At 38.3% G+C, this 23730-nt stretch carries 25 protein-coding genes, 1 tRNA gene and 5 pseudogenes; 9 read left to right on the plus strand and 22 right to left on the minus strand.

The features are described from left to right. Positions 1-48: 48 nt before the first annotated feature. Both JCM13188_RS01545 and nadE read right to left on the minus strand, forming a co-directional pair. Positions 49-603 carry a cysteine hydrolase family protein gene (locus JCM13188_RS01545; RefSeq protein ID WP_054751640.1) on the minus strand — a complete coding sequence of 185 codons (555 nt, stop codon included), beginning with the start codon at positions 601-603 and terminating at the stop codon, positions 49-51. 6 nt (positions 604-609) lie between these two features. Further along, positions 610-1349, minus strand: a pseudogene (gene nadE / locus JCM13188_RS01550) (NAD(+) synthase). 90 nt (positions 1350-1439) lie between these two features. Between nadE and JCM13188_RS21630 the strand changes: the two are divergent. The 3 genes and pseudogenes from JCM13188_RS21630 to ytxJ all read left to right on the plus strand — a co-directional run. Further along, positions 1440-1554, plus strand: a pseudogene (locus tag JCM13188_RS21630) (IS1595 family transposase); the annotation flags it as partial. A 179-nt stretch (positions 1555-1733) separates the two neighbouring features. Beyond that, positions 1734-1892, plus strand: a complete 159-nt coding sequence (locus JCM13188_RS01555; RefSeq protein ID WP_279401232.1) for a glycine zipper domain-containing protein — start codon at positions 1734-1736, stop codon at positions 1890-1892. A gap of 35 nt (positions 1893-1927) precedes the next feature. Beyond that, positions 1928-2266, plus strand: a complete 339-nt coding sequence (gene ytxJ, locus JCM13188_RS01560; RefSeq protein WP_279401233.1) for a bacillithiol system redox-active protein YtxJ — start codon at positions 1928-1930, stop codon at positions 2264-2266. 143 nt (positions 2267-2409) lie between these two features. On the opposite strand, the gene JCM13188_RS01565 is transcribed toward ytxJ, so the two are convergent. The 12 genes from JCM13188_RS01565 to JCM13188_RS01610 form a co-directional block, all read right to left on the minus strand. Then, positions 2410-2784, minus strand: a complete 375-nt coding sequence (locus tag JCM13188_RS01565; RefSeq protein WP_054751646.1) for a VOC family protein — start codon at positions 2782-2784, stop codon at positions 2410-2412. Between the two features lie 85 nt (positions 2785-2869). Further along, positions 2870-3832, minus strand: coding sequence for an RNA polymerase sigma factor (locus JCM13188_RS01570; protein ID WP_054751647.1), 963 nt, complete (start codon positions 3830-3832; stop codon positions 2870-2872). 129 nt (positions 3833-3961) lie between these two features. Then, positions 3962-4180: a VOC family protein gene (locus JCM13188_RS20210; protein ID WP_369404782.1), complete on the minus strand. Its 219-nt coding sequence runs from the start codon at positions 4178-4180 to the stop codon at positions 3962-3964. Further along, entirely contained in the window at positions 4074-4877 is an 804-nt protein-coding gene (locus tag JCM13188_RS01575) for a VOC family protein (protein ID WP_369404765.1), read from the minus strand. Before JCM13188_RS01575 ends, JCM13188_RS20210 begins: the two co-directional genes overlap by 107 nt. A 13-nt stretch (positions 4878-4890) precedes the next feature. Next, a complete protein-coding gene (locus tag JCM13188_RS01580) occupies positions 4891-5409 on the minus strand; it encodes an SRPBCC family protein (RefSeq protein WP_054751649.1) in 519 nt (172 codons plus the stop codon). Between the two features lie 21 nt (positions 5410-5430). Beyond that, positions 5431-5757 (minus strand): ArsR/SmtB family transcription factor, encoded by a 327-nt coding sequence (locus tag JCM13188_RS01585; RefSeq protein ID WP_054751651.1) that lies wholly within the window; start codon positions 5755-5757, stop codon positions 5431-5433. A 152-nt stretch (positions 5758-5909) separates the two neighbouring features. Next, positions 5910-6530, minus strand: coding sequence for a hypothetical protein (locus tag JCM13188_RS17470; RefSeq protein WP_279401234.1), 621 nt, complete (start codon positions 6528-6530; stop codon positions 5910-5912). Continuing rightward, positions 6511-7395: a serine hydrolase domain-containing protein gene (locus JCM13188_RS17475; protein WP_279401235.1), complete on the minus strand. Its 885-nt coding sequence runs from the start codon at positions 7393-7395 to the stop codon at positions 6511-6513. The genes JCM13188_RS17470 and JCM13188_RS17475 overlap by 20 nt, the downstream gene beginning before the upstream one ends. Before the next feature lie 130 nt (positions 7396-7525). Continuing rightward, positions 7526-7804 (minus strand): putative quinol monooxygenase, encoded by a 279-nt coding sequence (locus tag JCM13188_RS01595; RefSeq protein ID WP_054751652.1) that lies wholly within the window; start codon positions 7802-7804, stop codon positions 7526-7528. Between the two features lie 76 nt (positions 7805-7880). Next, positions 7881-8315, minus strand: a complete 435-nt coding sequence (locus tag JCM13188_RS01600) for an SRPBCC family protein (protein ID WP_279401236.1) — start codon at positions 8313-8315, stop codon at positions 7881-7883. A 214-nt stretch (positions 8316-8529) separates the two neighbouring features. Next, positions 8530-8877 carry a VOC family protein gene (locus JCM13188_RS01605; RefSeq protein ID WP_369404766.1) on the minus strand — a complete coding sequence of 116 codons (348 nt, stop codon included), beginning with the start codon at positions 8875-8877 and terminating at the stop codon, positions 8530-8532. 385 nt (positions 8878-9262) lie between these two features. Then, positions 9263-9334, minus strand: a tRNA-Arg gene (locus tag JCM13188_RS01610). 219 nt (positions 9335-9553) lie between these two features. Between JCM13188_RS01610 and clpP the strand changes: the two genes are divergently transcribed. Continuing rightward, complete coding sequence (gene clpP / locus JCM13188_RS01615) at positions 9554-10135, plus strand: ATP-dependent Clp endopeptidase proteolytic subunit ClpP (RefSeq protein WP_054751654.1); 582 nt, start codon at positions 9554-9556, stop codon at positions 10133-10135. A 223-nt stretch (positions 10136-10358) separates the two neighbouring features. On the opposite strand, the pseudogene panF reads toward clpP, so the two are convergent. Further along, positions 10359-11809 (minus strand): annotated as a pseudogene (panF, locus tag JCM13188_RS01620) (sodium/pantothenate symporter). After that, on the minus strand, positions 11806-12084 hold the full coding sequence (locus tag JCM13188_RS01625; RefSeq protein ID WP_054751656.1) for a YhdT family protein: 279 nt from the start codon (positions 12082-12084) through the stop codon (positions 11806-11808). Before JCM13188_RS01625 ends, panF begins: the two are co-directional and overlap by 4 nt. A gap of 126 nt (positions 12085-12210) precedes the next feature. On the opposite strand from JCM13188_RS01625, the gene JCM13188_RS01630 reads away from it, so the two are divergent. Both JCM13188_RS01630 and JCM13188_RS01635 read left to right on the plus strand, forming a co-directional pair. Next, entirely contained in the window at positions 12211-13092 is an 882-nt protein-coding gene (locus tag JCM13188_RS01630; protein ID WP_054751658.1) for an ATP-binding protein, read from the plus strand. Between the two features lie 9 nt (positions 13093-13101). Then, positions 13102-15009 (plus strand): nitric oxide reductase activation protein NorD, encoded by a 1908-nt coding sequence (locus JCM13188_RS01635; RefSeq protein WP_054751660.1) that lies wholly within the window; start codon positions 13102-13104, stop codon positions 15007-15009. A gap of 89 nt (positions 15010-15098) precedes the next feature. On the opposite strand, the pseudogene JCM13188_RS01640 reads toward JCM13188_RS01635, so the two are convergent. The 3 genes and pseudogenes from JCM13188_RS01640 to JCM13188_RS01650 form a co-directional block, all read right to left on the minus strand. Then, positions 15099-16552: pseudogene (locus JCM13188_RS01640) on the minus strand (sodium/proline symporter). Between the two features lie 157 nt (positions 16553-16709). Beyond that, entirely contained in the window at positions 16710-17531 is an 822-nt protein-coding gene (locus tag JCM13188_RS01645) for an ornithine cyclodeaminase family protein (protein WP_054751662.1), read from the minus strand. A 13-nt stretch (positions 17532-17544) separates the two neighbouring features. After that, complete coding sequence (locus JCM13188_RS01650; RefSeq protein ID WP_054751665.1) at positions 17545-18711, minus strand: NAD(P)/FAD-dependent oxidoreductase; 1167 nt, start codon at positions 18709-18711, stop codon at positions 17545-17547. A gap of 166 nt (positions 18712-18877) precedes the next feature. Between JCM13188_RS01650 and JCM13188_RS01655 the strand changes: the two genes are divergently transcribed. The 3 genes and pseudogenes from JCM13188_RS01655 (at position 18878) to JCM13188_RS01660 (ending at position 21434) form a co-directional block, all read left to right on the plus strand. Then, complete coding sequence (locus JCM13188_RS01655) at positions 18878-19522, plus strand: sugar diacid recognition domain-containing protein (RefSeq protein ID WP_054751667.1); 645 nt, start codon at positions 18878-18880, stop codon at positions 19520-19522. 179 nt (positions 19523-19701) lie between these two features. Then, positions 19702-19989, plus strand: a complete 288-nt coding sequence (locus tag JCM13188_RS20215) for a helix-turn-helix domain-containing protein (RefSeq protein WP_369404767.1) — start codon at positions 19702-19704, stop codon at positions 19987-19989. 239 nt (positions 19990-20228) lie between these two features. Next, positions 20229-21434 (plus strand): annotated as a pseudogene (locus JCM13188_RS01660) (acyl-CoA dehydrogenase family protein). A 285-nt stretch (positions 21435-21719) separates the two neighbouring features. Here JCM13188_RS01660 and JCM13188_RS20220 read toward each other — a convergent pair. From JCM13188_RS20220 to JCM13188_RS01670, 3 genes are all read right to left on the minus strand, one after another. Further along, positions 21720-21968, minus strand: a complete 249-nt coding sequence (locus JCM13188_RS20220) for an IclR family transcriptional regulator domain-containing protein (RefSeq protein WP_369404783.1) — start codon at positions 21966-21968, stop codon at positions 21720-21722. After that, positions 21968-22465 (minus strand): IclR family transcriptional regulator, encoded by a 498-nt coding sequence (locus JCM13188_RS01665; RefSeq protein ID WP_369404768.1) that lies wholly within the window; start codon positions 22463-22465, stop codon positions 21968-21970. The genes JCM13188_RS20220 and JCM13188_RS01665 overlap by 1 nt, the downstream gene beginning before the upstream one ends. Before the next feature lie 67 nt (positions 22466-22532). Then, positions 22533-23705, minus strand: a complete 1173-nt coding sequence (locus JCM13188_RS01670) for a saccharopine dehydrogenase family protein (protein WP_054751669.1) — start codon at positions 23703-23705, stop codon at positions 22533-22535. Positions 23706-23730 lie beyond the last annotated feature (25 nt).

Raw genomic sequence — 23730 nt, forward strand, 5'->3', positions numbered from 1 at the left:
TTTTTCGCTACTTTGTCAGTTTTATTCTCTAGTTTGATCGTTTATTCCCTACTCATGTTCTGGTAGCTCCCCAGTAAACTCTGAAATATCACAATGTGTTAAACGATGAATAATGTGTAAGGCAGCATCGTTATAAAATGTGTCTTCAGATGCCATACAGTTTTGCGGTACCCACAAAGAACACCCTTCAAGATAAGCATCTTTTGCCGTAAATAACACGCACATATCACCGGCGATCCCCGTTAAAATAAGGTGATTCACATCTAAATCTTCTAACAATAATTTAAGCTGTGTACCGTAGAAACCAGAATGTTTTGGTTTGAAAATAAAAAAGTCATCATCTTCAGGATGTAACTTCTTAATCCATTCTTGACCCATGCCTTCCAAACAATAATCAATCAACTCGTCATGGTTTTCCTTCCACATTCCGAAATTATCATTAACATAAATCACGGGCAGATCATGTTGTTTAGCTAAATGCTTAAGTTCTAACATTGGATCAATAATGTCAATTGTATTGTTATAAAGATCCTCTGCCCCTTCAAAATCCATTCGATTAATCATATCTATAATTAGAAGAGCTGTTTTCTTATGGTTTCCCATTGAACTTCACCCTTTATATGGTTTAGGACTTGGAGCAATATTCCGTTTATGCTCCGTTTGTTTGTGTAGCTGCTCAATCACATCCATTGAATCTTTAGGGATTTCTTCACCTTTTAAATACGAGTCTATATGTGCATATGAGACACCCATTTCTTGCTCGTCCGTTTGTCCTTCCCAAAGCTCGGCGCTTGGCTTTTTATTTAATATCGCATTAGGCACGCCAAGATATTCTGACATGTCAAAGACCTCACCTTTTGTTAAGTTCTTAAGAGGCTCTAAATCTGATGCGCCGTCTCCGTATTTAGTAAAATATCCAGTATACGTTTCTGCTTTATTTCCAGTACCAATTACTAAATAACCAAATTTTGAGCTATTGCATACAGGGTGCTCATACGAATTCTTGCTTTTAAGTTCGCACTCACCATTTGTTCTGTATCTTTACTCCACTGGTCAGCTAAAGCTTCCTTAATTAAAATTAGTTGTGCATCGTATGCTTTCGTTAACTCAATACCATAATAGGTAAGGTCTTTTTTCTTAACCAGCTCTAAAGCATCTGGCTGCTCGTCAACTGGTTTTCCAATCGGCATAATCACACCCAAAGAATTTTCAGGGAAACCTCGTTTTATGAGTGCTGCAGCTAAAGCAGAGTCAATCCCGCCACTTACACCAACGATGACTCCATTAGCTCCTGCTTTATCCACGTAATCTTGCATCCAGTTCACAAGATAATTCACACGATCTTCCACGAAAACCCCTCCTTTTTTGGTCTTTATAATTATTTACCTTATAGGAATATCTATAAACATTTTCTCCTTTCTAAATATAAAGTTGAAATTCACCTTGTTTGGTTACAAATATTGGAAATTATCCAACACCAGAGAAATGAATTGACAATGAACGACTTGAATTAAAGGTAATTTAATACAAAATACATATGATACAATTAGGTGATCAAAGTTTACTGTATAAAAGTAATTTCATTATTCTAGTAATGGTGCCGTAATATTTAATATGCAACCTAACAAATGTAAGGTGGGAAATTTATGTATCGTATACAGTTTAAAATCGTATAATGTAAGGATATTTTTGGGTGTATGGACCAATACATTTTAACAAAAGGAGACATTATTATGAGAAAATTATCGTACCGTGGATTAGGAATTGTTCTTGGTGTAGCGGTTGGCACAAGCGTAGGAGTAGCTATTAATCAAGTAGCGATTAGTATTCCTGTCGGTATCGTGTTGGGTTTAGTCTTCGGTTCCATTTTAGACAATCGGAGTAATAGGTAGGAAATTGTCTTATTAGACTTAATGGGGGAATAAAAATGGAGACTATTAATGAACTGACATCACTTGAAGATTGGCGAAATGCATGGAATTATTCGATGAATTCTCCAATATTGGTCTATAAACATAGCACATCTTGTTTAATCAGTGCTAGAGCTTTTAAGCACCTAAAGTCTTTCCAAAGGGCAGAGGAAGATAAAATAGATTGCTATATGGTGAAGATTATTGAAAACAGAAGAATATCCAATGAGATTGCAGATGACACAAACATTCCTCATAAATCCCCTCAAATCCTCCTCATTGATAAACAACAAATTTTATGGAATACATCACATTGGAAGATAACAGAACATCATATACGGAAAGCAGTTGGTTAATTATCGTAATAGGGTGTGCAGGTAGGTTGTTAGAAGATTAAAAAGACAATTTACGAAAAAGAACTCCCATACTTATGGAAGTTCTTTTTTACCTAATATCAACAATAAACATTAAGATGGAGGTTATTTGTTTATTATTTATCTTATCCTGTACATATCATGATTATATTTTCATCTGGATCACTGACTGTAAAATATGAAAAATCTTGAAATCTTATGATGCTAGATAGATTTTTAAAACCCAGGCTATTCACGTATTCATATGATTCATCAATATTATCAGTATGGAAATTAAACAACGGATACGGTGAGGGCGCTACTGTTTTTATTTCTCCTGATGGTCCTGCATCTAATGTCAAACCTGTATAATCGTTAATTCGCACATTATACACCGGCTTCGAAACTGTAGAAAGGTTATAATCTTGGTTAAGTAATTGGCAATACCATTTAACCGACCTTTCTAAATCACTTACATGGACAAAGATTGTGTTTATTTGGTTTTTAATTGGGCTAATCATTATTTTCCCACTCTCCTTTTATATGCTCCCTTTCAAAGGGTTCACTATATAAAACGAGATTGGGTTTGAAAACCTTACATGTATTTTAAAAAATATTGTAGAAATATTTTGCATTTAATTTAACTTCTAATTCATTAGCGGCCAATTTCATCAAGTCCCAAGCGAAACAATAAAACTTCCAATAAGTTACTTTCCCCTCACTGAATTCAACGTAATGAACATTGTTTAAATATAGTTGATTATCTAACTTCCTTTCTAACTCAACAATAACTGGACGACCCCATAGCATTTTATACTCGGCCACGATTGTCTCTTGGTTGTGAACAATTTCCTTCCAATCGCTTAAAGAATTTTTCTTAGTTTCTTCAATTCCAAATTCTATTCCAGAATGTGTTATATCTGTAACTATATTTTCATCTAATATTGAGGATATTAAAGTGGTATCCTTATTTCTGAAACCTTCGAGCATTATATTTATAGTGTGGTCAGGTTTAACTTTCTCAACGTGAGATCTTTGAGTAGTTATATCTGTAATTTTGGCATTATACTTTTCTAGCTTACTTCTGGTTCTACTTAAATTAGTATGTATAGCACCTTCTGTAGTACCTATAATTTCTGCCACTTCTTTCCCCTTATAACCAAACGCTTCAGTAAGAATTAGGCTGACATATTGAGTAGGAGATAAAATATTCATCAAAACTTCTAAGTTTTCAATTAAATGAAGATCATTTTCGGATGACTCATCAATTACATTCTGTTCATCTAAAGGGTTATAAGTCAGCTTATTCTTTCTTATTTGGTCAATCCATAAGTTGGTGGCGATTCTAAATAAATAAGATTTCGACTTAACAGGTTGATAAAGTTTAGCAAGTACAGAGAGGGATTTTAGTAGAGTATCTTGTACTAAGTCCTCCGCATCCCAGGGAGATTTGGTAAGGTTATAACAATATCCCCATAAATCTGAACGATGAGGTTCAATTTTCGCTTTAAACTCTCTCTCGATTTCCCTTAAATCCCGACTCAGACTACTAAGATTATCTATTGGCATTAATCCATAACCCCTTCTATTAAAGCGATAGTATTTATATTAAATATTAACATAACACCTAATCTTTTTTTATTGGCTCTATATAAAAGACATTAAAACACCAGCCAACAAAGTTGACTGGTGCCTGTTTTAAATATTTCCCTGATAAGCTTCTTCTAATTTTTCAATATCAAATTTCTTCATCTGAAGAAACGTTTTGGTTAATCGTTCTTTTTGTTCACCTTCTGCCTTAGACAACATTTCACCCATCACTTCGGGCCATATTTGCCAAGAGACCCCGTAAGAATCCTTTAACCAACCGCATTGTTCTGCTGAAGGGTCCGTAGAAAGCTTCCCCCCAATAGTAATCTATTTCTTCCTGTTGCTCACATTTAACTAAAAGTGAAATAGCTTCATTAAATTTAAAGTCATGTTCTTGTACGCTGTCCATAGCTGCAAACCATTGATTTTCAAGCATAAAATCAGTAAACATCACTGTTCCCTCTTGATCTGGTTCCATACCTTTTGGATAACGAGCGATTAATCCTCTCTTTGTATCGTTAAATACTGAAAGATAAAAGTCGCTCGCTTCTTCTGCTCTGCCAGCCATATCTTGAACAAACATCATTGATGGAATGATAAATGGACGTTCTTCACCTTCTGGATTAGTTAAAATAAATTGCCATGACAGACCATATTTATCCTGAATCCAACCATAAAGCTTACTAAATGGATATTCTTGCAATTCCATAAGTGGAGTTCCGCCTTCTGCAAGCTGATCCCATAGCCACTTTAAATTTTTTTCAGCATTAGCATCTTTAGAAGGATCAAAATTAACCATAAACGAAATGGAGGGGTTAAATTTAAAATGCGGCCCACCATTTATAGCCATAAACGAAAAACCCGCTAAATCAAAGGAAACTATACTGCTATCTCCAGATGGCGTATCGTTAACGGTAGATAAACTAGTAATTTCTGAATCCGGAAAGATATTCGTATAGAACTCTGCCGCATCGATTGCTTGGTCATCAAACCATAAGTGCGGTACAATCTTTTGATTCATCATAAATTAATGCCTCCTAAGATTTTACTTTCGCTAGGCGTTCTTCGAGACGATCCCAAGTTTGCGCGATACCTTCAAGCATACCCATATCCATGACCGTATTGAGTCCTTCTGCAGACGCATATTCTACGCGGTTAACCAGTTTCGTTTCATCCCCTAAGTCAATAAATTCCACTACGACCTCAGAAGCCGGTAATTCCTCATCGATATTCCCATCAACGTCTGAAAAATAATCTGTATATGCAATCATTTCTGGCTCTATGATGTCTTTGTAAATGGCTTTGCCGCAAGATTCCATGCCGTAATAGTCTCCTTGATTTCGATCAACACACTTCATACAATAATGCCAGGTCCCACCTGGTCGAAAATCAATCTCACAATAAGGTAACTCCCAGCCAACAGGGCCCCACCAATGCTTAAGGTGTTCAGGTTCTTTAAACATTTTAAATACAAGATCACGCGGTGCCCCAAATGTACGCTCGAGTATTAAGACTCGATCTCCTTCTACTCTTGAACTAACATCTTGAATTGACATCATAACGCCTCCATTAATAAATTAATTCAAAGGTTTTTTCCCTTGTAATACATCTAGATAATCATCCAACCGATCCATACGTGCTTCCCACATCTTACGGTAAGAGTCGAGCCATCGATCTATTTCCTGAAACGATTCTGCTTTTAATTTATAAATTCGACGATTGGCCTCAGGTTGAACTTCAACAAGCCCCGCTTCATTTAATACTTTAAGGTGCTTTGATGTCTGAGGTTGGTTGAGTTCAAGTTTCTCTGCGATTTCTCCGACTGATTGTGGCTCTTTTAGTAATAAATCAATAATATCCAATCGATTAGAATCTGCTAGTGCACTAAATGTTTGTTCGTTCATGTTGATCAGCTCCTACTCAAAGTTTTTTACATCCAAATATTCAACAATCACTCAGCACTTTATTGGCCACCTCCAAATCAAAGGATGATTAAAGTGTATTCTAGTAGTTAATTATATTATTCCTTATAAGGAATATTCTTGTCAAGGAATATTTAATAATTATATTTAAATGCCATTTTCGATACAATATTAACTAGTTCAGTTTTATTCGATAAAAAAATTCTTAAAACCGTTAGAATCAATCCAAATATAAAACCTACTACCAGTAGAATCATAGCTGCTGGGAATAGTCCAAATGCATCCAGTGTAGTTGAGCTGTTGTTCTGAAGTGTCGGAACTATAAAAAGTAACCAACCTATTAACACTACTGGTAAAGCTTGAGGTATTAAGCGAAAACCATATCTCCAAATAGGGTGCTTTAACCGTTTAACAGTCCACTTTTTACTTCGAAAGATGCCTCTAATACCTAATACCAAATAAAGTATTGTTAAAAAACCGAGTGAAAAATCAGCGACCTTAGGTAAAGACGTCCCTACTTCTGGTTGGTTTCCTTCAGTTATATTAATAATGCCAGAGCTAATCTCATAAGCATGCTCGAACGTTGGAGTGAAGCTATTAAGTAAGACGGCGACAGCATAGCCACTACTTGGAACGATATCTTGTTGTGATTGAAATGTAGAGATAGAACCACTATGAGAAATTCGTGGTGGTTTTGTACCTGACGTACTTAGTGACCAACCTAATCCATAGCGATTATTTTGTTTGTGATGCATATGATTCTTCGAGTAAACTTTGTGATAATAATGGGTCCCCACCAGCCGCTTTGCCACTATTCGTGTGCATGGCTAACCATTTGCCCATATCATGAGCGGTTGTAAAAATACTTCCCGAACCACTAAACATTTTCTCAAGCTCTGTCCATGGCATCGCCGTACCATATAGCGTGACATAACCTTGAGGAATACTAGTTTCATGATAAATATCACCTGAGTTTACTAACGATATGGAGTCTCTCATCTCAAGTGGTGAGAAAATATTTTCAGTTAAATAATCATTAAATGACACTCCGCTAACTTGCTCGACCAAATAAGCTAAAACCCAGTAATTTGCATTACTATAAAAATAATTTTCACCAGGATCCGTTTTTAATTCCCAGTTTTGCAAACGTTCAACGCCCTCTTTAAGTGTAAAAGCCGGCCCAACAATGGTGGGATTAGGCAAACCAGATGTATGACTTAAAAGGTGCCTTACTGTCACCTGGTCCCACCGATTATCTGAAATGGTTAGATTTGATAGATAACTGGTTATAGGTTCATCTAATTCAACCTTACCTTCATCGACTAGTTGTAATACCGCGAATGCAGTAAACGGTTTCGTTCCTGAAGCCAAACCAATTTTAGTATTAGCGGTCAGTTGGTTACCTTCAGAATCATGACCATAACCTTTTTCATAAATTAACTCACCGTCTTTGACAATGACAACGGCAGCGCCAGGTAACCCATTTTGATCCAGATATTGTTTAACGTATTCGTCAACATCAGTTGTAGTAATTGAATCTGCTGCGTGAGCTAATGGTGCAGACCATAGATTGACTAATAATAAGGTGAATAAAAACCAAACACTTATTTTTTTAAACATGATTATTCCCCAAATTCTTTTGTTTAGTTTATAGACGATTATTAGACATAAATGTTACATGTTATTTTCGGCCACTGTTATAACCTTCTTCTTATATCAATTAGTTATTTAGAATGGAGGTTCAGTCTTATTAATGTGATGCTTCGACATTTCCATTTCTAAGATTGGGGCGATCTGTTTCGGGGGGATTTGCTACTTTACGAAATGCTTGTAGTGCTTCTTCTGATGCCCATGATTCAAAATTGTTGATTCGTGCAGGGTCAACCAGGTCAGCAGTTATAGCTAGATCAAGACATCCAGGAGTTTGCCTTGCACGGTTCATTAAATCTTCATGCGCCTTAACAACTTCGTCACGTTTACTCGGTTCGACTGTATACCATCCAGCTATAATAATTTTTGGTGTACTCAAATAAAGACCTCCTTATTATATTGACTTTGTTGACATATAATTTTCTAACTGGGTAAAGGTTCCTGAAAACCCCTCTTTAAACATTTTTTTGTGATAGTTTGAAGGTTTTAATCTCTTCTTCAGTTGCAGAAACTGGAGTTCCTGTCATCATAAGGATCGTTTTTCCATCAAGCTCCTGGAACGTATAGGTATTCTTAATTTTAAGTGGCCAGTTTTCATTAAAAGGTGCCCGAACAACATTACCTTCTTCATCAGAAAAATAACTCGTATAAATGAGTTTTTCTGGTACAATCATTTCATTGTATTCAAATTTCACCCACATTACATCACCGTCAACAGGTTTCTGACTGTAATGAAAGACACCGCCTGGACGGAAATCCGCTTTAGCAACTTGAAACACCCATCCCTCTGGTCCCCACCAATTTTGTAGATGTTCTGATTCGGTGAATGCCTTAAACACCAGTTCACGTGGAGCATTGAAAGTATGAGTTAATTCAACCTGAGTTCCCATTTTAATTCCTCCTAGATTTTTATTGAGAATCCTTAAGATAATCTTGTAGATACCACAAAAATTTCACCTACTACGTTAAGATTAATATTTCACAAAAGGAATATACGATTATAGCAATATTCCTGCCAAGGAATACTTTATTAATATTAGGATTCTTATAAACTATAAAATAATAGTTTGAAGTTTTTAGACCTAGATTTTTTGAGGTTCTAATTTATTTGATTTCCTCAGTTAATTCTAAGATAATTCCTTCTGGCCCACGAATGTAGCAAAGTTTATAAGAGTTCTTATAATTTTGTATTTCACCTATGAGAGTTGCACCTTCACTCTCAATTTTAGAAACAATAGCTTCAATATTCTCAACTGCAAAAGCAATATGCCTGATGCCTAACGTATTGGCCAAAGGCTTCTGGATGCCATTTTCATCCTTAGGGTTATAAAATTTTACTAGTTCGATATTCGCTTCTCCATCTGGTGTCCTTAGCATAACAACTTCTTCTTTAACATCTTGAATACCGATGATTCGCTCCACCCATTCACCTTCCACTTCGCCTTCACCCATTAACTCAAGACCAAAGTTAAGGAAGAATTTTTTTCATTACAGGAAGGTCATTAACAATGATACCCACATGATCAATTCGTGTTACTTTCATATTCAATGTACCTCCTTTCAAAATAATGTTGGATAATTTTATCTATTTACAACGAGTTTATAGACTATCATTCAGTTTAATTATTGAGACTTTTACTTCTACTTTATCTATTATAAGTACACATCAATAATACCTTTAAAAATAGTAGTTTTTACGATAAATTATAGTTTTGGATTTATTTGATCATGAAAAACCATTAATTTAATAAATTATATGATTCAGTATCACAAACAAAAAATAGCCTAAATTCTCTATTCTATAAAGAACTTAGGCTATTCATTAGGTTTTATTTTACGCCCTCGGAGGGAATCGAACCCCCATCGTAAGAACCGGAATCTTATGTGTTATCCGTTACACCACGAGGGCAAAGTCAATTTGAAATGCATTTGTAATTATACTTCTACTTTGGTTATAATTCAAGCATACTTTCAAGTACATATAAATAAAATATGACACGTTTTATTTCCTTATTTTAATGGGAAAATTGTTTGTGTATATCTACGATTTATTTTGTTTGACCTTTATTGACCAAAGGGTAAGATAAAAGTGTAGAAATAATTAAGGTTGTAGAAGGAGGAAATGAGAATGAATTTAATTCCTACAGTTATTGAACAAACGAACCGCGGAGAACGTGCTTATGATATTTACTCTCGTTTACTTAAAGACCGCATTATTATGCTAGGTGGTCCAGTTGATGACAACGTTGCAAATTCAATTGTTGCGCAAATGTTATTCTTAGCAGCTGAAGATCCAGAGAAGGATATTTCCTTATACATTAACTCACCTGGTGGTTCTATCACCGCAGGTATGGCAATCTACGATACGATGCAGTTCATCAAGCCAAACGTATCAACTATCTGTGTAGGTATGGCAGCATCTATGGGTGCTTTCCTACTTGCAGCTGGTGAGCCTGGAAAACGTTATGGTCTGCCTAACAGTGAAGTAATGATTCACCAACCATTAGGTGGAACTCAAGGTCAAGCTGCTGATATCCAAATCCACGCAAAACGTATTGTTGAAATGCGTGAGAAACTAAACCAGATTCTTTCTGAACGTACTGGTCAGCCATTAGAAGTTGTTGAACGCGATACAGATCGTGATAACTTCATGTCAGCTGAAAAAGCTAAAGAATACGGTTTAATCGATGAAGTTATGCAAAATAATTGATTGAAAGTCAGACCCGCGAGCGAATCGCGGGTTTTTCATGTTCAAATGTCTCATATTTTGAGGGCAATGTCCTATAAACGGACCTCATTGTCTCATAAATGAAGCCCGATACCCCGTTTCGACAAAATTCGATTCCTAATCAAAGGCGATTATGTCCCAAAACGCATACAAAGTGTCCCAAAAAGCGAAAAACTTTTGCGTTACAACGCAAAAGTTCTCCTAATTAAATCGCATTAACTGGATTAACGCGATGTTTGGTTATTAAACTAACTAAAACGAATGCTATTAACGAAATAAAAACAGGTAGTGTCACCGTGTGAACGCCTAATAAGTTGCCATAGGCTTCATTATAAAAATGAATACCCATATACGAACTTATACCTGCGATCATTGAGGCAATTGCTCCGTACTTATTTCCCCTCTTCCAATAAAGCCCTAACACGACTGGCCAAATAAAGGCCGCTTCAAGTCCGCCAAACGCAAATAAATTTAAGAAAATAATAAAGTCAGGCGGCTGGATGGCCATTAGAAACACGATGATACCGATCACAGCTGTCACTCCAAAACTTACTTTCTCAACGTGCTTTCGAGTCGCTTCAGGTTTGACGTAATTAATATACACGTCCTTCACCACGGAAGAACTTACCAAGAGTAACAGTGAATCAACCGTCGACATAATCGCTGCGAGTGGTGCAGCTAGAACGATTCCAGCCAACCATCCAGGCAGGACCTCAAGTGCAATCAGCGGGATGACTTGATCGGCTACTTCAATCCCTGGTAGAACAGGCCTTGCGAATACACCGATTAAGTGCATGTTTAACATAATAAACCCAACAACAATCGTCCCAATTATTAACGCTCTGTGCATGGAACGCGAATCTTTATATGACATCGCACGGACAGCAACTTGCGGAAGTCCGACAACTCCAACTCCCACTAATATCCAAAATGAGGACACATAGAGAGCTGATAAATTCCCGTCATGACCATAAGGCGTCACTAAATTAGGGTTTTCCGTTCTTAAATCAGTGAATATTTGATCGAGGCCTCCGCCAGCAATCACAACACCAATTAATAACAACAACGTTCCGAAAAACATCACGATCCCTTGTAGCGTATCGGTAATGGATACGGCACGGAAGCCTCCAATAATCACGTAAATAAGTACCGCAACTGCAAATATAAATAACGCACCTATGTAGCTCAAACCGGTGATTGATTGAATTAAATAAGCCCCACCAATCCACTGCGCTGCCATAGCTGAAAACAGAAAGATCATAATACTTGCAGCAGCAAGAATCACAACTGTTTTACTTTCATATCGTCCTTTTAAAAAGTCCGTTAACGTAACGGCATTATAGCGTCTTGTGACGATAGCAAATTTTTTACCTAAAATAAGTAAAACAAAATACCCTGTTGCAACCTGCGTCATCGCAAGGAGCACCCAGCCAAGTCCAATACTATAAGCTGCCCCTGGACCTCCTAAGAAGCTCGAAGCACTTCCGTATGTAGCCACCATGGTCATGGCGAGTACGAGCCTCCGAGTTCACGGCTTCCAATAAAGTAATCGCTTAAAAATGACTTCGACTCTTTTAACTTTCTATTCGACCAAACTCCAATAAGAAAAATAAGAACTAAGAAAGCTAATAAAGGTATTAAAACATCCCAATTCATTCTGTCTGTTCCTCCTCCCCGTCATCTAGAGGAACATCTGTTAATAAAAATTTAACCGTTAAGATGACAAGTACAACCATTACGAGAAAACCAACGATGCAACTCCAGAAGAACCATGCTGGAAATCCCAATATATATGTATATTCTTCAGGAGACTTACTACCTAATCCATATGCAAAGCCGTACCACCAGAGGATATTAATCAAGGCCAGCACGACACCTATGAGCGCTTCACGATGAGCAATCCGAAAGCGCAGGTCCTTTCTCATATCCATTCCTCCCCTTTTGTCTGACTACATTATATCACGGAAACCGAAGTAATAAAGTGTAAGATTTCGCCTGAAGCACCATTGTATAGTACAATTCGGGTAGACTGACGTACAGGAGTGAGAGAAGTCGATATGGATATTACTAAAGATTTACCACAGAACATAACAAAATTGATTGATCAATATAAGCTAACGAATGAAACGGACTTTGACCACCTGGTTGGAAATGGCGGCTATATCCCGCAAAATCAAGATGTGCTCATTGACTTAATTGTCGCCATCGCTCAAGGAAAAAACATCTTACTCAAGGGACCAACTGGATCAGGTAAAACAAAGCTTGCTGAGACCTTATCAGCCCTCTTCAACCAACCACTATTTAGCGTGAACTGCTCAGTGGATTTAGATGTTGAAAGTTTTGTCGGGTTTAAAACGATTGACTATAAAGATGGCAAACAGGTGATTGATTTTGTGCCTGGTCCCCTCGTTCAAGCGATGAAAAATGGTCACTTTTTATATATTGATGAAATTAATATGGCGAAGCCTGAGACTCTTCCCGTGATTAATGGCGTGCTCGATTACCGCCGCCAGATAACCAACCCACTCACAAACGAAGTGATTAAAGCTAAAGAAGGCTTTAATGTCATTGCCGCGATAAACGAAGGATATATCGGAACGACACGTTTAAACGAAGCTCTTAAAAACCGCTTCATTGTTATTGATGTCTCGTACCTTCAAGGTGAACAACTTAAAAGTCTCATTAAAGATCATACGAATTTAAACGACGACAAACTCATTAACCAGTTTGCTCAGTTATCACAAGATCTGATTTCGGCAACTGAGCAAGGCAAAGTTTCAGAGGATGCGGCTAGTATTCGTGCGTTACTTGATGCTTGTGATTTAAGCGAAATGATTCCACCTAAGCGCGCGATTAAACGCGCCATTACAGATAAATTAGAAGATGATCGAGAAAAAGATGTTGTTCGAAACTTAGCTGATATGTTGTTTGGATCATAGGAGGTTCTTATGAAGTTTGATAAATCGATTGTCGATGCGAAACGTTTTACTGAGCTACAGGACTTAGCCTCTGTTTTATCAAAAGTTCCTGACCTGGAGTTTGATTACCAATATGGTCACTATATTAATGTTAAAGACCGAAAGATTTCAGCAAGCCACTTTTGGGATTATTTTAGTGAGGAAGAACGACATGCGGGGTATAAAACCGACGTTTGGCTTAGAGCCCTAGGGACAATGACACAAACTAATTTGAAGGATGTTAATGAGTTTAACAAATTTATTGAAGAGTCATCCATTCCTAATTTCGCAACAGAGCTTTTTACGTTATTAGAAGATTTGAGATTAGAAGAATTTATTCGAAAAACGCGTGTTGGCACAGTTTCATTTTTCCAAACACGACATCAGGCCTACAGACGTTATTTTAAAACACAATTGCAAACAAATGTCACGCGTAATTACCCGACAGACGAATTGTTTTGTATGATTTATCTAAAGTTAACGTCAAATTCACCTTTCGAGTCGTTTCCAAATGCGAATCAAAAGCAAAGAAATACTTTAGAGCAACTACAGCCCTACCTTTTTCAGTCATTTGAAGCGAAATCGACACGTGATATTGTAAATTTAACGATGAAAATGATTACGATGATTCAAGCGGATTATCAGGATGCTGTGAACCGTTATTTTGTTATGCCAATTAAACATGAAGCCGATTTTCAAAATAATTTATTGTTTGATGAACTAACGAGAACGGATTCACTTTCAAATGATGACCAAGAGGATGTTAATGACCAAGACGAAGTCATAGATGAGAAGTTTTCTACTTGGCATCGTGAAAATGAAAATAGCGATAGGTCGCAAAGCTTCCTAAGATATGAGCTTGATCAAGGGACGAAATCGAATATATTAGGTGACGGGGCACGCGAAACTGAAGAAGGCGATCAAGCCATGGCGATTGTGCAAGGCTTCTCGTCTGAAAGCCAAGAATATGATTATTCTGATTTAGAAAACTTAGATGAAAAGAAACAGCAAAAGTCTGGAGAAACGGGGCGTTATGGAAAGGATCATCTCAAAGCCACGAAGCAAGACGTAGACCCTTCTACGCCATCCGTTGATGACGTTCATCAATACGAAGAGATTGTCAAAGAGATTCAAGCAGAAAAACTAAAGCTAAAGCGAACGATTGACCAGGCGCTTGAGCATAAGCAAAATGCAGCGAGAAACCACCTCATATCGGGCAGGTTATCTAAAAAACAATTACTGCCATTAATCATTGATGATGACCCAAGAGTTTTTTATAAGAAAGATCAGAAGTCGAAAGACATTGATGCCGTGTTCACGTTACTAATTGACTGCTCTGCCTCCATGATGAACAAAATGGCAGAAACTAAAAAAGCCACTGTTTTATTCCATGAAGTTTTAAAAGAGCTAAAAATCCCTCATAGCATTATTGGATTTTGGGAAGACGGATTTGAATCAGACGATGCACAGCAGCCTAATTATTTTCATAAAGTCATTCATCAACATGACTCTCTCAATCCTAAGTCAGGACCTGAAATATTGCAACTAGAGCCGCAAGAAGATAACCGGGATGGGTTCAGTATTAGGGTGGCAGCTGAAGAACTCATGCAGTATCAAGCAGAGCATCAAGTGCTATTAGTCTTCTCAGATGGTGAACCATCCGCTTACAACTACAGTGAGAATGGTATCATCGACACACACGATGCCGTACTTAATGCGCGCAAGAAAGGTCTCGATGTCATTGGAGTTTTCTTATCTGAAGATCCGATAACGGAAGTCGAAGAATTACTCATGAAGAATATTTATGGTCGTGAGCATTTGTTAGTCCAAGGGCTAGAAGAGTTGCCAGATGCCTTATCTTTTTTATTGAGGAAAATTTTAATTTCTGCTATTAAATAATTTAAGCACGGAACACTCGATGACGAAGTGATCCGTGCTTTTTTTGCAAACTTGACGTTAATCACTCAAAACTTGCCGTAAGCACCCTCTTACGATACATTCTGAGCAGCGTCAGTTTCCTCTTTCTCATCTGGCATAAGGTAACTGAACAAAATCCCGAATATTGCTGCAATGAAGAACGTTGTAAAACGGGATGTCATCATTTCTTCTAGTGGCGTGCTGATCCAAACAATCGTTGAAATTAGACCGGCTAAAATCGTTGCGATCACGCCTGCACTCGAGTACTTTTTCCAGAAGAAGGTCATCAATATGGCTGGTGAAAGTGTACATCCGACGCCGGCCCACGCCCAGCTAACAACAAGGTATAATAACGAATCAGAAACTAACGCAATGACCATTCCAATAATACCGAACACTAAAACTGAAAAACGTGATAGCCATAGAAGTTGTTTTTCTGTTAGCTTAAAGCCTAATGCTTTATGAATAATGTCTTCACTAACCGACCCTGTGACAACTAATAGCTGCGAGTTGGCTGTTGTGATAATGGCGGCCAAAATCCCGGCTAATAGTAACCCAGCAATCCAGTTAGGCGTTAACTGAAGAATCATAGTAGGAAGTATTGTTTCAACATCGGCAAAAGACCCTTGCTGATACATTGCGATAGCGGTAATCCCAATCATAAAGGCACCACCATAAGCGAGGATTGTCCAGACAATCGCAACGATGGTCCCCTGTCGTACTTCCTTTTCATTCTTTAGTGCCATAAAACGAGCGCTCAACTGCGGCTGCCCACCTAAAAAACCAAAGAACCAGGCAAAATTACTAAAGAATAAAACACCTAAAGAAAAGCCAGTTAATCCGCCAAACCACGAATCAAATGAGCTTCCTGCTGTTTGTAATGATTGTGAAATCGATAAATCATTGGCATTAATATAAAATAAAGCCAGAATCGGTAAAACGACTAACGTGATGACCATCATGACACTTTGAATCATATCTGTCCATACGACTGAAATGAATCCTCCACCGAAAGCAATTAAAATGATAATGACCGTTGCAATGACGATTCCAACAGTCGGAGGTAAATCAAACGTGATTAAGAACATTTTCCCGGCCCCGGCCATCTGCGCTCCTACATAGAACATTAAGAAACCTGCAATTAAGGTACCAGCTAGCCAGCGAATTAATTTTGCCTTCTGACCAAATCGTTTCGCTAAGTAATCGGGAAGCGTGAGTGCGTTATACTTGTCTGTTTCTTCCATAAATTTTTCGCTAAAAATAACCAAGCAAAGATAATACCAAGTGCAATTCCGACAGCTACCCAGACTCCTGAAAGTCCTGAAGCAAATACGAATCCTGTAAATCCTAAAAGCAACCATGCAGACTCCCCAGTTGCACGTTCAGAAAAGGCAAGTGCCCAGCCAGGAAGTTTTTTACCACCAAGCAGGAAATCATTTTGCGTCTTACTTTGTTTACTATAGATGTAACCAATCCCCAGTATAATCAAACAATAAATAATAAACTCGGTTATTATAATCCCCATCGTATCCCTCCAATTTTATAATTCCGTACCAACGTTTAATTCTTTAGCACGCTCATATATATCTGACGCGCATACGACATCAAACAATGCCATACCAGTGGACTTAAAGATCACACTCCCTTCTTCGTAATTCAGTTGATTGGATTGAATACCGTTTTTAATAACTGCGGAAAAATTTGGATCTGGGATTCATGAATGGTGCCATGTTTAATTGGATTAATGACATCCCCTGATTCTTTTTTGCATCGTGAGAATCTATATAATAAGCTTGTGCTGACCTAAATAAGCTATTTGGAAACTCTTGCATCGCCGGCTGGAATGATCCTACACCTATGACCAACTTGCCATAGTACAGTGATTCATCTTCTGGTAAGACGGGTGTTTTAGAAGTTGTCGCCGTAATGATGACATCTGAGTCACGAACGGCATTTTCAACTGTCGAACAAATATGAAGTCGAGTTTCTGGATTTAAATGAGGCCTGAGTTGTTCAATGAAATCAGGGACTTTATGTAATGATCGATTATAAAAATAAATATCCGTAAAATCCCGTTCTGAGCATGCTGCTAGAGTTTGATAATATCCTTGTACACCTGTTCCAACCACAGCTAGTGTTTTAACAACTGGTTTAGCTAAGTGACGAACAGCAGAACCACCAATCGCACCCGTTCTTAGTCCAGTCAAAAAAGCCCCGTCCATCATCGCTTGTATAGACCCATTATCTTTATCATTTAAAATGACTAAACTATGAAGTGTTGGATGAGTTTGATTGTGAGGAAACGATGTCACTAATTTTGTTCCAATACTTGCACTCGAAATGCAAGGCATTAAAATCAACGTATTGTCACCATCAGGAATTTGAGATCTTGTGGGCATCTTAAAGTTCCCTTCCTCATATTGCCAATACGCTTCATCAATCGAATCAATCACATCCGTCATCGTGACGCACTTCCAAATATCCGTTTCATTTAAATACTTCATTGGACATCCTCCTTTAAACAACGGCTCCTTCAATGACCAATTCATTCGTCTTAAATCTCTCAAACTTAAGAGGTGATAGATTAATGGTTTCATATCGGCCGTTTATAATTAACTCCGCGAGCCCCTGCCCGACTGCTGGTGCTTGCTGCATCCCGTGTCCACTAAATCCGCAAGCAAGATAATAACCTTTCAATTCAGGATGCTCTCCAATAATGGCATTCTGGTCTTTAGTATTATGACTGTACATCCCAGCCCAGCCGCTTATAATTTTAGCTCGTTCAAAATTAGGAACGCGGTTTGCTAGAATCGGCCACAACGTTTCTTCGAAGAATGACCGCTTCCACGTAAAGTCGATACCAGGTTTTACTTTTTCAGAATAACCTGTAATCAAACTGTCTCCTTCATGCCTAAAGTAAACACCTGTAGGGTCTACGGTTAATGGCAATGGTTTCTCTAATGGTTCAGCAATATCATACTGAATGATTTGCCTTTTTAATGGAACGATCGGAAGTGGGTATCCACTGTTTTCACTAATGATTTGAGCCCACGCCCCAGCGCTGTTAATCACGATTGGTGCAGAGTAAATCATACCGTCTTTAGTTACGACGCCTGTTACATGGCCTTTCTCTTTGTTTACGGAATAAATCTCATCTTGTACATATTGACCACCTAATTCTTTAACTTTTTTCACATAACCCTGCATCACAGAATAAGGGTCCAGGTAGCCATCTTCAGCGCAGTATAAACCACCTGTTAGGTCATGCGTGTTCACTTCTGGAATAATGTTTTTAAGTTCCTCAGGGGTTAATAGCTCCGAAGGCACGCCGTATTTCTGCTGAAGCTTGGCTTGCTTTTCTAATTCACTAAGAGTTTCATGTTCAGCTAAAAATAAATAACCTCTTTGTTTAAAATCTATTTTGGCTTTTTCTCCACCTACTGCCATATCTTCGGGGAACGTTTTATATTTTTGTAGACTATAGCGGCTAATTTTGACATTAATCTCGGTTGTGAAAAGCTGCCTAATTCCACCTGCACTTCTTGGTGTGGCTGCGAATTCATAGACAGGATCTTTTTCAAAAATCGTGATGTCACCTTGAAAACCATCTTTTAATAAATGATAAGCAATGCTTGACCCAATAACGCCGCCACCTATAATAATAAGATCACTCTTCTGATTCATCGTAAGCCCCCTTGCGTTAAACTGAATTTTCTGATTATATTAAACTTACACGTTAATTATTTTGATTTCTATGTTGATTTTTAACAGAAAATGAGCTCGAATTTTTGCGATGACAAGTTAATAGAATGTTATAGATTGAGAAAGAGACCATATAAGTGAGGTGGTTATGATCGAAGGCTTAGTGCAGTCTGCACAAAAGATTGTGAAAGCGATTTCAAAACAATCTCCATTTCCTATTAGTCTAACGGACGAACACGGTAAAATTATCGGAGATCAAATCAAGAACGAATTGGTACCATCCACTCACCTTCAAAGAAAGTCATTTCGCTTAAAAAAACCCGTTAAATTCGATGAAGAGACGGTTAAACAGTATGACAATGTCCTGCCTGGTATTGCCGTGCCGTTAACGTTCGGCTATAAAACAGTTGGAGTATTAGGTATTATCGGTGACCCTGAAGAAGTTGAACCTTATGCTCTGTTACTCAAAAACTATGTCGAAATGCTTTGGAAAGAAATCTATCAATCACAACAAGATTCATTATACTCCCATACAATTGAACGATTTGCCCAGTATGTTCTATTAAATAATGAGCTAGACACAGAACAGACAAGGCAATACGCTAGTGATTTAAAGATTTCGATCGAGCAAAAGCGTATCGTCGTCATCATCACGCTGAATCGTCCGATTATCTATTATGCTGAACAAACTCTTACCCCAATTGAACAAAAAAGCTCGAGATTACGTCTATCGTTAGAGATTTCTTTCATGCCAAACATGATCTTTGTACATTTATTAGTTATGAAAAGCTAGTCTTATGGAAATCAGTTGTTTCAGACAAACATATAGACCAATTTGCGAGCACCTTCCATTATCAAGCATCTAAATGTCAGCAGTGCTTAAGTGATTTACAAATTCCCACCTGTTTTTCTGCAGGAACAGTAAGTCATTCACTTTATACACTACATCAATCATACCAACGAGCTGAAAAGTTGTTTCGACTCGCTCATCGATACAACGTTTCAGGAGAAATTTATCATTACCACAACTGGGAGGTACTGTCCAAGCTTATACCAGAAGATATTAATCTAGAAACATGGGATTACTTCGAGAACTTTTTTTCAAATTTTATCAATCGAGAGGATTTTGTAGAGCTTGCGAAATGCTTCGTCCAATACTGTGACCACCAGATGAATGTGAGCCGGGCTGCTAAAAGTTTATATATTCACCGTAATACACTCACTTATAGACTTAAAAAATTGAGCAGCTTACTTCTCTAGATATCAACGATTTTTTATGATTGTTCGATTTTGTATATGTTTATAAATTTCTATTTAACATTTACAAAATATTCGGAATAATCTATAATTATATATGTAGAGGAGATCCCTTCCTCTGAACACTTTTAGCATAATTGCATCTGGCACTGACCTGCATGGTTTGATGCAACAGATGAGATGCCAGTTTTTACTCCTTTTCCCGGGTAAAGACTGGCTTTTTAACGAAGGAGGAATGACGGATGAATTTTGATTTTACCGATGAACAAATCATGTTACGCCAAACGACGAAACAATTTGTTGACAAAGAGATTAATCCTTTTATTCAAAAATGGGACCGGGAAGGTGCTTTTGATCCAGCCATTTGGACTAGACTTTCGGAACTGGGCCTTATGGGAGTGTGCATCCCAGAAGAATATGGTGGAAGCGGAATGGACTACAATTCTCTTGCAATTGTCTGTGAAGAGTTAGAACGTGGGGACACGACCTTTAGAACAGCTGTTTCGGTACATACAGGGCTGAATAGCTTAACGCTTTTGCAATGGGGAACTGAAGAGCAGAAGCAAAAGTATTTAACGCCTCAAGCGAAAGGTGAAAAAATAGGAGCTTATGGCTTAACCGAACCAGGAGCAGGCTCGGATGTCGCATCCATGCAAACAACCGCTGTTAAAGAAGGCAGCTACTATGTTTTAAACGGACAAAAGACATGGATTTCCCTATGCGATCAGGCCGACCACTTTTAGTGTTTGCATATACAGATAAAAGTAAAAAGCATAAAGGAATCTCAGCATTTATCGTTGAACGTACGATGCCAGGCTTTTCCTCTAAAGCCATTAAAGGCAAACACGGAATACGTGCCGGTAATACGGGTGAAATTTTCTTCGATCACTTATATGTTCCGGAAGAAAACCTACTTGGAGAAGAAGGTGAAGGCTTTAAAATTGCGATGTCTGCTCTTGATAATGGCCGTTTTACAGTGGCAGCTGGAGCGTGTGGTTTAATTGAGGCTTGTTTAGAAGCTAGCGTGAAGTATTGTCATGAACGAAAAAACGTTTGGAAAAGAAATTGGACAACATCAGTTAGTTCAGCAAATGCTTGCTAAAATGGAAGCAGGCCTTCAAATGAGCCGTCTGCTTGTTTACCGAGTTGGTGAGCTTAAAAATCAAGGCAAGCGAAATACACGCGAAGTATCGCTGGCTAAATGGCAAGCCTGTGATTTTGCGAATCAAGCAGCTGATGATGCTGTACAAATTCATGGAGCTTACGGCTTTTCTGATGAGTATCCAGTTGAACGTTATTTACGTAACTCGAAGGCACCTGTTATTTATGAGGGCACACGCGAGATTCATACGGTCATGCAGGCTAATTATGTGTTAGGTGAGCGTGAGGATAAACCATTAAACAAAATGCTTCCGGCCTGGCCGTTTGAATTAGAAGAGGTTAAATAGATGACTAACAGGACTCCCATTATGGAGTTCTGTTTTTTGGGGGGGAATTTACTGTAATTTATAAAATAAAATTGATACATGGGTGAGACAAAATGTAGCTGATTGATTTTAAGATCAATTATAAGTTGATCCTAAGCAGTCAAAATGCTGAGACTCCAGCAGAAACAACACGAGCTGAAAATCACGCCAAACGAACAGGAGTGAGTTTGGTGAAGTTAAAGCCGTGTCTGCGGAAAGCGAAGCATTTTGACACAGCTAAAAAATGGAGGAACTTTGTATATAGCATCATCTTTGCACCACACTTGGCGAGTAGCCTAAACACCGCGAAATTTCTTCTGAGGCTTGCTTCATTTGTAACTTAATCCACTCAAGATTTTCACCTTCAAAATGACTTGAAAGGCCGCTTACCGTCAAGGCAGCTACCACTTCTCTTTTATGGTCATAGAGTGGATAGGACAAACCCGTTGTATCAACATCTTGTTCACCCTCACTTTGGGCATAGCCTTGCAGCCTAATGGAGGCCAGCTCCTCAATTAGGGATTTTTATGATGATTGTTCAGCTCATTTAGCCGAGTAAGTTGTTCATCTTTACTCATAAAAGCAAGAAGCAGCTTGGGGCCTGAACCGATATAAAGCGGGGAACTTTTACCTACTTTCGTATAAAGGCGTAGTGCTCTATTGCTATCGACCTTTTCAATGTACGTCGCGTGATTACCGTGAACAACAACTAAATGAACCGCTTCGTTAATTTCTTCTGCTAAACGTTTCATGAGCGGTTTGGCAATTTGCCGTAAATCCAATTGATGTGACACTAAATGACCAAGCTCTAAAAACTTCAGCCCAAGCTGATAACGCTGGTCATAAGCTTCCGTCCGCATCACATAGCCCATGGATTCCAGTGATTGAAGCATGCGGTAGGCAGTCGGTTTAGGCAGACCTGTCCTAACCGATATCTCTTTTAAGGATAGTTCAGAAGTCGTCTCGTTAAACAAATCGATAATCTTTAAAGCTTTTACGACGCTTTGATTCATGGTCAATCCCCTCAATCATGATATGTATAGATGAGGATGAGACTATATTGCCTCACCCCCATTGCCATTACGCTTTCGTCATTAACGGTGTTTCACTTCGGCTCTCTTTAATCGTAACTCCTCTAGCTCCCATTTCATCAATATAAGCACGACCTGGGACGATGCGTTCTGGTGGATAGACGCCTCGCTTCGTAATCGTACCGTTTCCGATCATTTGTGCGACAACAGAAATCGTGTTAGCTGTTGCTTGAGCCATGGCTGTGACATTTTTAACCCGATCTTTAAATGTCGTCATTTCATATTTGTACTCAACTGGCACGCCATGTTCCGTTCCACCGACAACAACTCTTAATAGTACCGCATCATCACGATCCTTTAATTCAACAATTGGTTCAATGACTTTTAAAAAGACATCCCTCGGCTTCACCTTTTGCCCATGAACATCAACTTCAAAGTCTTGACGAGTTAAGCCTAAATCAACGAGTAATTTAAACTTCTCTGCATGACCCCGGTAACGAATCGTCTTATACTCAAGCGTTTTTACGTTCGGGAATGAGTGAGGCAACGTCGAAGTCCCGCCTGACGTATGAAATGCTTCAAGTGGTCCGAACCTCTCAATGTGAAGCGTTTCAACTTCAGATAATGCCGGAACTTCTGTCTTTTCTCCATTTCGAATGATGAGCGCTGGGTCCGTGTAATGATCCATAAGCCCTTCCATTGAAAAAACATGATTGTACTCTAGCGGTGGTTCAGGCTGCACTGGAATACCGCCAACGAAAAGGCGAATTGACTCCAACTGACCGAGCTTACTAGAACCGTAGCCAGATAAAATATTAATCATTCCCGGTGCAACACCTAAATCTGGTATCACCGTCACATTTTTTGCTTGAGCTTCTTCATTTAAATCTAAAACTTTATCTGTAATATGGCCGATGTGACCCCCTAAATCAACCACGTGAGTCCCTACTTCAATTCCTGTCTTAGCAACGATTTCATTAAAACTATAAAATAACGCATTAATCGTAACGTCGTATTGTTTCATGAAATTGCCAAGCTCATCAGGATTACTCGCATCAACTTGAAATGCTTCTAGCTTATCTGAGTTTAATGTATCACATACTTGATTGGCTCTTGCCAAATCAATATCCGCTAACCCGACTTCAAATACTCCATCACTATTCACTAAATCCCTTGCCGCTTCTTTTCCCATTAATCCAGAACCTAATACAGCTACCTTCACGTACAAACTCCCCCTTTGGCTTAAT

Origin of the sequence: Piscibacillus salipiscarius JCM 13188 (genome assembly GCF_001311865.1) — a bacterium.
In the GTDB taxonomy this organism is placed as follows: domain Bacteria; phylum Bacillota; class Bacilli; order Bacillales; family Alkalibacillaceae; genus Piscibacillus; species Piscibacillus salipiscarius.

Bases quoted from the DNA above. Each gene is read 5' to 3' on its own strand.
- JCM13188_RS01665 (WP_369404768.1), bottom strand. From the start codon at position 22,465: ATGAATCAAAGCGTCGTAAAAGCTTTAAAGATTATCGATTTGTTTAAC.
- JCM13188_RS01630 (WP_054751658.1), top strand. From the start codon at position 12,211: ATGGATATTACTAAAGATTTACCACAGAACATAACAAAATTGATTGAT.
- JCM13188_RS01555 (WP_279401232.1), top strand. From the start codon at position 1,734: ATGAGAAAATTATCGTACCGTGGATTAGGAATTGTTCTTGGTGTAGCG.
- JCM13188_RS01545 (WP_054751640.1), bottom strand. From the start codon at position 603: ATGGGAAACCATAAGAAAACAGCTCTTCTAATTATAGATATGATTAAT.
- JCM13188_RS01625 (WP_054751656.1), bottom strand. From the start codon at position 12,084: ATGGATATGAGAAAGGACCTGCGCTTTCGGATTGCTCATCGTGAAGCG.
- ytxJ (WP_279401233.1), top strand. From the start codon at position 1,928: ATGGAGACTATTAATGAACTGACATCACTTGAAGATTGGCGAAATGCA.
- JCM13188_RS01585 (WP_054751651.1), bottom strand. From the start codon at position 5,757: ATGAACGAACAAACATTTAGTGCACTAGCAGATTCTAATCGATTGGAT.
- JCM13188_RS01580 (WP_054751649.1), bottom strand. From the start codon at position 5,409: ATGTCAATTCAAGATGTTAGTTCAAGAGTAGAAGGAGATCGAGTCTTA.
- JCM13188_RS01565 (WP_054751646.1), bottom strand. From the start codon at position 2,784: ATGATTAGCCCAATTAAAAACCAAATAAACACAATCTTTGTCCATGTA.
- JCM13188_RS01645 (WP_054751662.1), bottom strand. From the start codon at position 17,531: ATGAAGTATTTAAATGAAACGGATATTTGGAAGTGCGTCACGATGACG.
- JCM13188_RS17475 (WP_279401235.1), bottom strand. From the start codon at position 7,395: ATGTTTAAAAAAATAAGTGTTTGGTTTTTATTCACCTTATTATTAGTC.
- clpP (WP_054751654.1), top strand. From the start codon at position 9,554: ATGAATTTAATTCCTACAGTTATTGAACAAACGAACCGCGGAGAACGT.
- JCM13188_RS01655 (WP_054751667.1), top strand. From the start codon at position 18,878: ATGATCGAAGGCTTAGTGCAGTCTGCACAAAAGATTGTGAAAGCGATT.
- JCM13188_RS01650 (WP_054751665.1), bottom strand. From the start codon at position 18,711: ATGAATCAGAAGAGTGATCTTATTATTATAGGTGGCGGCGTTATTGGG.
- JCM13188_RS01570 (WP_054751647.1), bottom strand. From the start codon at position 3,832: ATGCCAATAGATAATCTTAGTAGTCTGAGTCGGGATTTAAGGGAAATC.
- JCM13188_RS17470 (WP_279401234.1), bottom strand. From the start codon at position 6,530: ATGCATCACAAACAAAATAATCGCTATGGATTAGGTTGGTCACTAAGT.
- JCM13188_RS01600 (WP_279401236.1), bottom strand. From the start codon at position 8,315: ATGGGAACTCAGGTTGAATTAACTCATACTTTCAATGCTCCACGTGAA.
- JCM13188_RS01575 (WP_369404765.1), bottom strand. From the start codon at position 4,877: ATGATGAATCAAAAGATTGTACCGCACTTATGGTTTGATGACCAAGCA.
- JCM13188_RS01605 (WP_369404766.1), bottom strand. From the start codon at position 8,877: ATGGGTGAAGGCGAAGTGGAAGGTGAATGGGTGGAGCGAATCATCGGT.
- JCM13188_RS01635 (WP_054751660.1), top strand. From the start codon at position 13,102: ATGAAGTTTGATAAATCGATTGTCGATGCGAAACGTTTTACTGAGCTA.